The organism is Aeromonas aquatilis (assembly GCF_054052405.1).
This window is the reverse complement of sequence record NZ_JBSTYP010000092.1, coordinates 1-12371: the sequence shown is the minus strand read 5'-3', so window position 1 is coordinate 12371 and position 12371 is coordinate 1. Positions and strand designations below refer to the sequence as shown.

Sequence of the window (12371 nt, the reverse complement as noted above, 5' to 3'; positions counted from 1 at the left end):
TTCTCTGAGCATGGTGCAGTCCATTTATTGACCATGCAGCAATTAGATCAAACCCCGGGATCGGCGTCCAGGGGTTTGTCAGCAGTCTGAGCCACCCATTGGGTGGCTCTTTTTATTGTGATTTATCCAGCTGATTGCGTAGTTTATTCCGGTCAGATGGTCCCCATCTCATGTTTGTCTGCTGAGGACAGGTGGCACTTTACCTTGTCGATGCGCACCGCCGCCACCTTGAACTCGGGGATCTTGGCGTGGGGGTCGGTGGCATTGATGGTGAGCCGGTTGGCCGGGGCTTCGGCAAAGTGGAACGGGATAAAGACCACGCCCGGCTGCATCCGCTTGGTGACGAAGGCGGGCAGCTCGATATGGCCGCGGCGGCTGGTGACCTTCACCCGTTCGCTGTTACTGATCCCCAACCGCTGCGCATCCACCACGCTCATCATCACCCGCGGGCCAGCCAGCTTGTCGAGCCCCTTGGTCTTGCGGGTCATGGTGCCGGTGTGGAACTGCTCCAGCAGGCGGCCGGTGGTGAGCACGATGGGATAGGTCTCGTCGGGCAGTTCGGCGGCATAGCGGAACGGGGTGGCGACCATCTCTCCCTTGCCACGGGTGAACTGCTTGCCGTGGAGCAGGCGAGTGCCTTCGGGGGCCGCGTCGTTGCAGGGCCACTGCAGCCCTTGCGCTCCAACCTTGTCCCACTGGATGCCAGCGTATTGCGGGGTAACCCGGCAGATCTCGGCGGTGATCTCCTGCGGGTGCTGATAGTGCCAGTCGCCGCCCATGGCGTTGGCGATCTGCTGGATGATCCACCAGTCATCCCGCGCTTCGCCCGGTGCCTTGAGGGCCGGGGAGATGCGCTGCACTCGCCGCTCGGTATTGGTGAAGTGGCCGCTCTTCTCGGCAAAGGAGCTGGAGGGGAGTACCACATCGGCCAGTTGGGCGGTTTCGGAGAGGAAGATATCCTGCACCACCAGAAACTCCAGCTGCTTGAGCCCTTCGATGACGTGGTGTTGATCCGGATCGCTCAGCACTGGGTTTTCACCCATCACATAGAGCCCCTTAATGTTGCCCGCACAGGCGGCATCTATGGTCTCAGTGAGGGTGAGGCCGGGTGTGCGCGGCAAGTCAGGCTGCTGCCAGGCTGCTGCGAAACGGGCATGCACCTCGGGGTTGGCCACCTTCTGATAGCCGGGCAGGCCGTTGGGCAGCGCCCCCATGTCACAGGCACCCTGCACGTTGGACTGGCCCCGCAGCGGATTGATGCCACCCCCTTCGATGCCAATGTTGCCACACAGCAGTTGCAGGTTGGCGATGGCGCGCACATTGTCATGGCCGGTAGTGTGCTGGGTGATCCCCATCGAGTAGTAGATGGCAGTGAGCTTGGCGGTGCCGATAAGGCGGGCGAGCTCGATCACCTGCTCGGTCGGTACGCCGGTGACAAGGGCTACTTTGTCCGGGGCATAGGCGGGGGAGAGCACCTCTGCTTGCAATTCCTCGAACCCTTCCACCCGCGCGGCGATATAGGCCTTGTCGTGCCAGTCGTTCTGGATGATCTGCTGCATCAGGCCGTTGAGCAGCATCACGTCGGTGCCGGGGCGATGGGCCAGATAGAGGCTGGCATGGTCGGCCATCTCGATCCGCTTCGGATCGGCCACTACCAGCCGCGCCTTGCCCGTGGTGACTGCCCGCTTGATATGGGAGCCTATGATGGGGTGAGCCGCCGAGGTGTCGGAGCCGATGATGAAGATGAGATCCGAGTGGTCGATGCTCGGGATGTCGTTGGTCATGGCGCCGCTGCCGAGTGACGCCTCCAGCCCGGTGACGGTGGAGGCGTGGCAGAGCCGCGCGCAGTGATCCACGTTGTTGGTGCCCAGCTCCCGGCGCATGAACTTCTGGAACAGGTAGTTCTCTTCGTTGGTGGTTTTGGCCGAAGAGAAACCCGCCAGTGCATCGCTGCCATAGCGCTGGCGCAGGGCGGTGAAGCGTTCGGCAACCAGGGCAATGGCCTCCTGCCAGCTGGCGGGCACCAGCTCGCCATTTTTGCGGACAAGCGGGGTAGTGAGGCGCTCCTCGCTCTGGATAAAGTCAAAGCCGAAGCGTCCCTTGACGCAGAGCAGCCCCTGATTGACCGGCGAGTTGCGATTTCCCTCCACATAGCGGATGCGGTTGAGCGCCTCATCGACATAGAGGGTGACGCCGCAGCCGACCCCGCAGTAGGTGCAAATGGTATTGACCGGCGTGAGCAGTTCGGTGCGCCCCTGCGACTTGTCGCGGGCATCCACCAGAGCGCCGGTGGGGCAGACCTGTACGCAGGCGCCGCACTGCACGCAGTGGGAGTCGCCCATTGCCAGCCCGGCATCGAACTGCGGCCGGTTCGAGAGGGTACCATCGTTGTTTTTGGCAAAGCGCAGCACCCCTTGTACCGCCTGTTCACCACAGGTCTGCACGCACTGGCCGCAGCCAATGCAGCGGTTGGCATCAAACACGATAAATTCGCTGCTGTTATCCACTGCAAACTTCTGGCTCTGGCTGGTGTCGAGAGCGCTCTGCTCGACCTGGTATTCGGTGGCGTAGTCGCGCAGTGCACAATCGGTGTTGGCCTGACAGCCGCACTCGAGGCAGCGGCTGGCTTCGCTGCGGGCATCGGCATCACTCAGCCCGCGCTCCACCTCGGCAAAGCTGCCCTCGCGATCCTGCTCTGCCAGATGGGGCATGATGGTGCGGGCGACTTTTTTCAGGTGAGCAAACTGGGCGGGATCGACCTGCTTGAGTGTGGGTGCCTTGCAGGCGTTGAAAGGACGAACCGGATCGATCATGTCACCGTGGAGGAACTGATCGATGGCCAGCGCCGCCTTGCGACCATCGGCGACCGCCTCGATGGCGGTGGCGGGCCCGCGGCGCAGATCGCCGATGGCGAACAGGTTGCCGTGGCCGCTGTGCATGGTCTCGGGGTGGGACTCCAGCGTCTGCCAGCGGGTGAAGGGGAGGGTGAGGGGCTCCCCTTCCATAAAGCTGAGATCCGGCTGCTGCGACACAGCCGCAATCACGGTATCAAACTCTTCTATGAGGTACTCGCCGGTGGGTTCCGGGCGGCGACGGCCGGAGGCATCCGGCTCGCCGAGGGCCATCTTCTCGAGGCGCACCTGACAGACGCGACCAGCCTCATCGGCCAGATTCTCTACCGGATTGGTCAGCATCATGAAGCGCACACCTTCGTGCTCCGCCTCGTCGATCTCATATACCTCGGCGGGCATTTCGGCGCGGGTGCGGCGATAGATAAGGGTGGTTTCGGCGCCGAGGCGTACCGCCGTGCGGGCGCAGTCGATAGCGGTATTACCACCGCCGATCACCGCAACCCTCTTGCCGGTGGTGAGCCGCTTGGCCAGCATCCGATCCTTGAGGTAATCGACCCCGAGATAGCAACCGGCCAGGGTGCTGCCCGGGTAATCCATCGGCACCGCCTTGGAAGCGCCAACCGCCAGACAGACCGCATCATAGTCGCGGCACAGCGCCGAGAGGGTGATCTGGTGGCCCAGTCGCTGCCGGGTATGGATCCGCATGCCACTTTGGCACATCAGGTCGATCTCCTGATTGAGGATCGCCTTGGGCAGCCGGTACTCGGGGATGCCGTAGCGCAGCCAGCCACCCGCTTCGGGCATCGCCTCGAACAGATCGACCTCGAACCCCTCGTAACCCAGATAGTAACCGCAGGTGAGGCCGCCCGGGCCGCTGCCGATGATGGCCACCCGCTTGTCCTTGGTGGGCTTCTTTGTCGGTTGATAGGGGGTCACCTCGGCCAGATCGAGATCGGCGGCATGGCGCTTGAGCTGACGAATGGCCAGCGGCTCATCCACCAGCGCGCGGCGGCACTCTGCCTCACAAAAAGCGGGGCAGACCCGGCCGATGGAAAGAGGCATCGGCAGGGTCTGTTTGATGACGGCCATCGCTGCCTCGTGCTCCCCCATGGCGATGTGGTGCAGATAGGATTGAATGTCCACCCCGGCCGGACAGGCGCGCTGGCAGGGGGCTTCGCAATCGGCGTAGTGATCTGCGAGGATGCGGCCGAGCGCCTGCTGGCGGTGTGCGTGTAGGACATCGCTTTGCGTCGTGATCACCATCCCTGCCTCGGGGCGCGTCTCGCAGGCGCGGCGGATGCCGAGACCGGCAATCTCCACCACGCAGAGATCGCACGGCGTCTTGGGGCCGTTGGTGTTGTCACCGCACAGGGAGGGGATATCAGTCTGGTGCTGTTTGGCTATCTGGAGCAGGGTTCTGGTCGGGTCAACCATCCACTGAGCCCCATCGAGGGTGATGGTGATCATGGCGTCATAACTCGCTTTCAAGGCGCAGAAAATGCTGCATCTGGCGGAGCCAGCAGGGGAAGCGACAGGGAGGCCGCTTGCTATACACTCACCATAACAAAGATTATTTACAACTTTATTTGATTTTAGACAGCTTATTGTTCAAAAGAGAAAACGATTTCAGGTCGTCTTGTCTACCTCATCGGCACGGCGCATCGTTGAGAACTATTCCTGTTACAGCAGGATATTCATTATCTTATTGTCAGTTTATGCATCTGGCAGAAGAGAGGCCGCTCTCGCTCGCGATAGGCGTTATCCGCCAGTAGCACCATTTGTGATGCAACTTATTTTGCATATAGTGGTGACTCATGGCATGCGGCGCATGCAGAGCAAAGGGGGTGGGTGGCACTCGGTTGGATAAAAGGTTGGTGGATAGGGGGCGGGCATGCGTGAGTGGCGAGCCCGACACAAAGAAAATGGCCACCTTTTCCAAGGCGGCCATTCACGTTGCCGATCGGCGCGCTGTTGGCCCAAAGGGTTGGTTGCGGAAGATCAGCCGGATATCAGGGTGGGCAGCCGGGCTTGCCAGATCTGGTGCCAGTGCTGCAGTTCGCTGCGTGGCATAGGGCGGGCGGTAAAGAAGCCCTGGCAGATATCGCACCCCAGCTTGGCCAGCAGTTGCCAGGTCTGTACATCTTCCACCCCTTCGGCGACTGATTTCAGCCCCAGCTTGCGTGCCAGCTCGATGCTCGATTCGATAATGGCCAGACGGGAGGGGTCGGCATAGCAGCGATCGACAAAAGATCGATCAAGTTTGAGCTCGGTAAACGGCAGCAGCGCCAGCTGCTGCATCGAGGAGTAGCCGGTGCCGAAGTCATCGATGGAGAGGCCAAAGCCGTGCATCCGCAGTCGTGTCAGCACCTCCAGTGCCTTGCCGATATCCTCGACAAACGAGCTTTCTGTCACCTCCAGGGTAATCAGCTCGGGATTGACGCCCCAGCGCTGGCACTGGTTGATCAGGAAGTGGCAGAGATCTCCCTCAATCAGCGAGGTGGTTGAGAGGTTCATCGACAGATTGAGGGAGAGGCCGGTCTGTCCCCACAGATGGCAATCCTGCAGCGATTTGTTGATGATGACATCGGTCAGCTGGTCGATGAGACCGTTTTGTTCCGCCAGCGGAATAAACAGGGTGGGGGAGATCAGCCCATATTCCGGATGCTGCCAGCGGGCCAGCGCTTCCATCCCCACCCATTGGCCGGACGCAAAGGCAACCTTGGGTTGATACCAGGGCTGCAGTTGGTCGTGGTCGAGGGCGCGCTTGAGTTCATCCACCGAGAGGGGGAGGCCATCCTCCTGGTCAGAGGGGGCCGATGTGGGCGCCCAGGCCTCGATCAGCTGGCGCAGTTGTTGCGGGCTGGAGGGTTTGTCGATGCGACCCAGTACATGGAGGCCATAGGCTGCGCTCATGCGCAGCACGGCATCCACCACGTCATCTTCCAGCGCGCTGGAGAGGATGATGCCCCCCCGAAAGCCACCCAGTGAGAGACGGCGCAGTAGCGCCATGCCATCCATGCCGGGCATCCGCAGATCGCAGAACAGGATGTCGACGGTATGGCTCTGGCACAGCGCCAGCGCTTCAACGCCGTCTGCGGCCTCCAGCAGTTGCTGATAACCGAGCGCCCGGATCTGGTGCATCAGGGTCTTGCGTTGGAATCCGTGATCCTCGACCACCATGATGACCAACTCGTCTGCCGTTCTACTCATCGAGCCACAATCCCATTTCACGTTCAATATTGTTCATCTGTTCCTCAACCTTCTGTGTCAGCAGTTCGAGCTCGCTCAACTGCTTGAGGCGGGCCGCCGCTTCCAATTGCGCCGCCTGGTCGGCCAGGGAGAGCTCCCCGACCATTCTGGCAGCCCCCTTGATGCGGTGGGCGATCTCCACCAGCTCCTGGCTATCACCGGAGGAGAGCGCGTTCATCATAGCGTGGCAATCTTTCCGGTTGGAGGCCAGATACTCCCTTGCCATGCTTTTGGCGAGCACTTCATCACCAAACAGTGTTTGCCAGCGACCGATCATGTCGGGATTGAGAGTCGGTAGCGCGTGAGTGGTCCCCGGGAGTATGGTGGCTGGCAACCACCGTAGCAGCATCTGGCGCAGTGACTCCAGCGAATAGGGTTTGCAAAGCATGTCGTTCATGCCGGCTGCCGTCATATTGGCTGCCGCCTCCTCCGAGGTATCGGCGGTGACGCCGATGATGGGGGCCTGCTCCCCTTGTTCCCGCAGGTGGCGGGTCAGGGTGTAGCCATCCATGTGCGGCATGTGGCAGTCGGTGATCAGCAGGGCGAAATCCCGGGTTTGCCAGGCGCGAAGCGCCTTCTCGCCATCTTCCACTACCTCGCACTCCACCCCCAGAATTGCCAGCTGACGGGTCAGCAGGGCGCGATTGACCAGATGATCATCGGCGACCAGCACCCGCCCGCCCAGTTTTTCGATACTGGCTGCCGTGGTGGTCACGGCTCGTCCGGTGATCAGCTCGCGGCAGCTCTCGAGCAACAGATCCGGATAGAGCGGGGATTGGCCGAGCCGCCACCAGTTCTCCGAGCCCATGCGCCCGCGCAATGCTTCGCGGGGGGAGAGGATGACCCCCTTGAGGGAGGATGATTGCAGCAGGGTGGGCCATTCGCTCCCAAGGCTGGACTCCAGCGCGGCCTCTTCCGCCAACAGCAGGCCATCGAGCTTATCGATGAGCCGGTGGGTATCGAGATGGGTTAACCGGGCGCCGAGCCGCACCATGGTGGCCTGCATGGCGGTGTCGCTACCCAGCCACCACCATTCACTGCCCGCCAGAGCGGGTGGCTCCCACAAGCAATTGACCAGCGGGACGCTGAAACGGAAGCAGGCCCCCTCACCGAGCTGGCTCTCGACTGTCAGGGTGCCGCCCATCTTTTGCACCAGCTGGTCACAGATGGTCAGACCCAGACCGGTGCCACCAAAGCGGCGATTGATATCAGATTCTACCTGCTCGAACGGGGTAAAGAGCAGCGCTTGCTTCTCTTTGGCGATGCCGATGCCGGTATCCGTCACCGCGATAACCAGTTGCTGGTCGTGATAACTGGCCCGGATCGAAATGGCGCCCTGCTCGGTGAACTTCACCGCGTTGTTGAGCAGATTGGAGACCACTTGACCCACTCTGACCGGATCGATGTCAGCCAGATCGGGGAGTTGATCATCCCACTGGAGACTGACCTTCAACCCCTTGCTGTAGGCCAGTGCGGCATGGCCGCGGATCACATCGCACACCACCGGTTGCAGACGGCAGGATTGGCGATTGAGGTGCAGCTGACCCGCCTCGATTTTGGAAAAGTCGAGGATATCGTTGACCAGATAGAGCAGGTTGTTGGCCGAGCTCTCCACATTGCGCAGCAGATAGCGCTGGTCATCGTTGAGCTCGCTCATGCGCAGCAGCTCCAGCATGCCGTGCATGCCCGAGATGGGGGTCCTGAGTTCATGGCTCATGGTGGCCAGAAAACGGCTGCGAGCCTGCATCGCCTGCTCGGCCGCGGCGCGCGCCTCGCGCAGTTCATGCTGCTGTTGCTTGAGGGCGGTGATGTCTTGCACCACGCCGTTGAGCAAGCGCTTATCGCCCTCCTGCGCCACAAAGTTGCCACGTACCTGTATATAGCGAGCCCCCTGTTCAGAGGGTACCTGCACCTCCATATCGAGCGGCTCAAGGGTGCGGGCGTGTGTGGCCACCTCATCGACAAAGGCTGCCAGCGCTTCGTCGTTCAAGCCGAAGATCGCGCCGCCTGACTCTGCGGCCATCAACTCCTGATGGGACAGGCCAAGAATGTCGCTGGCTCCTTGGGACAGATAGAGAAATTTACCCTGGCCGGGCCCTTGCCAAAGGTATTGATAGACCAGACCCGGCATGCTGTCGGTGATATCCCGCAGCCTGGCTTCCACCTCTCGCACCTTGTTTTCGGCGGCCTTGAGGGCACTGACATCGGTCAGTACCGTGAGTACACCTTGCATCGAGCCATCAGCTGTGCGGTAGGGGAGCTTGACGTAGACCACATGAAGGGGTTCATCCCCCTCGCGCTGGGTATAACCCGCGCCCTCGAAGAGCTCGCCGGTTTCCCAGACCGCACGCTCCTCGCGCAGCATCTGTTGCCGCTCATCCTCGGTCAAATAACCCCAACCGTCGACTTCTGACCCGTCACCGATAAACCGTTCACGGTATGCCCGATTGCAGAGGGTCAGGCGATGCTGGCGATCCCGCAATGCGACCATGTTGGGCAGGGAGTCGAGCAAGGTCTGGATAAAAACCAGCTGTTCATTGAGTGTCTTTTCAGCCCGTTGACGCTGCACGATCTCCCGTTTCAGGGTGCGGTTCCAGGCCCAGAACAGAGCAAACAGCAGAGTGGCAGCCGCGCCACCCATCACGAGCCAGAGCAGCACGGTTTCGGTATTGATCCCGGTCTGCACGTTAGTGGAGAGCCAGCGTTTCTCCACCTTATTGATCTCCTCCGGCGGTATCGAATAGAGCACCTTGGTGAGGATCCGCTGCAGCATGGGATCTTTGCGTGTGGCCATGGCGAGCGGCAGGCGAAGGTCTTTGCCGGCATAGACCACCTGATAGCGTTCGCTCACCCGCTGGTTGATGGAGGGCAGGGTCACCATCACGTAATCGGCATCCCCCATGTCCAGCAGCTCCAGCAAGCGGCTGTCATTACTGACCTCTACCGGATGAGCGCCAATGTGAGTCAGCAGTTCTTTATCCACCGAGCCATGCACCATGCCGACCCGTTTTCCGCGCAGCAGCGAGATATCTTTGATATCGGCACTGCGTTTGGGGCCCACCACCACCCTATCGATAAACAGATAACCGGGGGTGAACAGCGCAAACTGGCCGCGCTCGCGGTTGGGGGAGATGGCCGGAATAAAATCGATCTGCCGGACCTTCAGCAGATTCAGGGTCTCGCTCCAGCTATGGGTGCGCACCAGAGAAAACTCCAGCCCGGAAAATTGATGCATCAGCGCCATCAGATCCGCCACAAAACCGACCAGCTGGCCCCGGTAATTGAACTCGCTCATTGAGGTCCATTCCGGGGAGACACCGTAAGTCAGCACCGGATGTTGGCTCAGCCACTGCTGTTCTTCGGCGGTAAACTGGACTGACTTGGCCTCTCCTGCGTGTGCATGGGGGGCCGTGATGCTGGCCTCCAGCATGCGACGGCGATCTTCAACCGGGATCTCGTTGAATGCCTTGGTGACTAGGCTGACCAGTGCCGGGTTGCGCTGGCTCATGTTGATGGAGAGGGCGGTTGCGCTCACCCACGCCGGGGTGGCGATAGTGAAGCCTGCGTTACGATGCTGCTCCTTCACCATCACCAGTGAGGGCATATCAGCCAGATAGGCGTCAGCCTGGCGCTGCTTGAGCATAAAGGCGGCTTCGGTGCGACTCTCTGCCTCGGTGATGCGTTGCACCCCCAATTTTTTCAATTCACTGCAGGCATTGACCCCCGTGACGCAGACCCAGTGCAAGCCATGGGCATCCTGTAGTGACAGCACCGTTTTGCCATTGTTGAGCAATACGCCGCGTGGTACGGAGATCAAAAACGGGATGGAGACTATTTTGGCTCGCCACTGCTCACCCGGCTGATCGTTGACCAGCATGTCAATCTCGTCACTGGCAAGTCCGGCCAACGCGTTGGCGTAGGAGGGATAAACCTTGTAGCGCAGGGTCAGGCCGAGCTTTCTGGCGATCTGCTGTGCAATGTCGGGGATCGGGCCGCTAAAACGCTGATCTGCGTTCTTATAGCTGTATGGGGGGTCCCCCATCATCGGCATGCCGATGATCAGCTCCCGGTGTGATGACAGCCAGGCACGCTCAGACAGATCGAATTCGTCCTCATTCAGACTGGTATTGGCCTGCGCCGCTAGGCCCCAGAGCAGTAGCAGGAGAAACAGGAAGAAACGATTACATTGACTGGGCATCACAAGAATCCAACAAAATTGGGGGCGTATTGTATGTGCATTTAAAATGCAGCGGCCAACTTCAATTTACTCAATATTGGGCCACGACATGCATTCCGACGTATTGGTGTGACCCGGTATGGCAACCTGATGATAAGGCCTTTGTGCCGCATCGCGCGATGATGCGCCGGGTGTTTTTTGTCAAAACCCAACTCAGGTGATGTGGTGTAACCGACCACAGAGAATGAAAAAAACGGGAGCAGCCGAAAGCAGGTGGGAACTCGTGGGACAAACTCAAGGCTGCCAAGGCTTAGACTGCGATCGGAGGGTACCAGGCGCGCGCGGCGCCAAAATGAAAAATTGCGCACGACGCGAAGAAACAATGCGCCAAAAATGAAAACTAGAGGTGGGGGGCTCGGCAACGCATTTTGGGGTTTAATCTGGTGTTTAAACCCCAAAATGAAGCGGGGGTGGTTAAAAAAAATCGTGCCCCAGCCAGACGACCTTGCCAATGATGCTCAACGAGTCCAGCTCGTTCGGCATAACCGCCAGGGTTTCGTATCCAGTTTTATTGTCGCTGATGATGTTCACCCCACCATCAACCCGCTTCTGCAGCCGCTTGGCGTAGAGTTCATCCCCTAACCGCAGCACGAACAGGCCACCATCCTGGATCTGGTTGCGGCTGATATCCACCAGGATAGAGTCGCCAGAATGGATGGTTGGCTCCATGCTGTCCCCCTTGGCAAATACCACTACCAGATTATCTGGATTCAACTGCCGGTATTTGAGCCACTTACGGCGGAACGCCAGCCTGCGTTTAACGCTATGGTCATCATTAAATGCTCCATGCCCGGCACTAACTGAGATGTGGTAGCCATCGATCAGGGCATACTCTTCATCAAATTCCTCCCATTTGTAGCATATAGAAGTATCTGATATAGCATTGATATTATTGTATTTTTTTGATTCTTCGTTGAGCGCGTGAGTCGATAGGTTAGCTGATGCTGGCTCATCGGCTGAGCTACCTGACAGTAACCAAACCAAATCAACGCCTTTTGCCCGTGCGATGGCGAGAGCGTCATCAGCTCTGGGCAGACGACCTTTTAAAAAGGCGCGTACGGCCCCCTCTGAGAGTCCGATCTCTTCTGCGAATGAGCGCACGCTTTGGGTACCAATGACCTCAGTTAAACGCTCAGGGAAGGATCCGATCCCACTCCTAAGAAACGGATCTGTATTTCCGATCTGGTTCTCGTTTTCCGATTCCATCATATCCCTTTTAAATCAAACAGTTAGAATCGAATTCCACTGTGCGTGTATTTATACGCATCGGAAACGTGTACTTATCATTTCCAGTGATTGACGTGCGTACGAAACGGATCAATAATCACAAATGTTCGCAATGCGTATAAATGTGATGCCTGCGCAATGCGAATAACCAACGGATATTAACACGGAATGAACCGATGGAAATACGAAGCGCGAAACACATACACGCACACCTAGTGGCCAAAGGCTCTAGCTGTCGTGCATGGGCCCTGTCTCGTGATTACAACCCACGAACAGTCCAGCTGTATGTTCAAATGTACGCGCCTGACACTAACCGGTTACCACGGGATGGAGCCCTTGCCGACAGGATCATGAAAGAGCTGTATCAGTTCATTGGTTACCAGCAAGGGGCCGAGTCAGGTGAGGAGCACGACCATGAGTGAGTGGTTTACTTCGATTAAACTGGCCGGTTTACCTGGTCTGCCTGCAACAGATCGTGCAATTCGGATCCGAGCGAGCAAAGAAAATTGGAAATCCAGACCAAGGGAAATAGGTAAAGGCAGCGAGTTCCACATCAGTTCATTGCCAGCAGAAACCCGCCGCCATTTGGCAGAGCAGGCTGTGGCTCAGCAAGGTCAGGCCGTGACAGATCACAGTGCTGGCGGCAAGGCGATGGCCAAGTTACTGGAGCGAGAGAGACCGGCCAAGCCTGATGCTGGCCGTAAACTGCTGACCTTGAGCGAAGCCCCACGCAAAAAAGTAGATGCCAGACTGCTGATTTTGCAGGCCGCCGATATCTTTCTGACGCCCTATCACGCCTGCCAGCA

5 protein-coding genes are annotated in these 12371 nt (G+C 59.1%); 1 reads left to right on the top strand and 4 read right to left on the bottom strand.

Annotation, left to right across the window (positions count from 1 at the left end):
• Positions 1–152: 152 nt before the first annotated feature.
• From fdhF to ACW5W8_RS22455, 4 genes are all read right to left on the bottom strand, one after another.
• A complete protein-coding gene (gene fdhF, locus ACW5W8_RS22470; protein ID WP_498630543.1) occupies positions 153–4319 on the bottom strand; it encodes a formate dehydrogenase subunit alpha in 4167 nt (1388 codons plus the stop codon).
• A 531-nt stretch (positions 4320–4850) separates the two neighbouring features.
• Positions 4851–6062, bottom strand: coding sequence for an EAL domain-containing response regulator (locus ACW5W8_RS22465; RefSeq protein WP_498630541.1), 1212 nt, complete (start codon positions 6060–6062; stop codon positions 4851–4853).
• Entirely contained in the window at positions 6055–10299 is a 4245-nt protein-coding gene (locus tag ACW5W8_RS22460) for an ATP-binding protein (RefSeq protein ID WP_498630539.1), read from the bottom strand. The genes ACW5W8_RS22465 and ACW5W8_RS22460 overlap by 8 nt, the downstream gene beginning before the upstream one ends.
• 453 nt (positions 10300–10752) lie before the next feature.
• On the bottom strand, positions 10753–11547 hold the full coding sequence (locus ACW5W8_RS22455; protein WP_234898189.1) for a LexA family transcriptional regulator: 795 nt from the start codon (positions 11545–11547) through the stop codon (positions 10753–10755).
• A gap of 432 nt (positions 11548–11979) precedes the next feature.
• Here ACW5W8_RS22455 and ACW5W8_RS22450 point away from each other — a divergent pair.
• The coding region (locus tag ACW5W8_RS22450) for a DNA-binding protein (RefSeq protein ID WP_498630536.1) at positions 11980–12371 on the top strand (392 nt) is incomplete at its 3' end.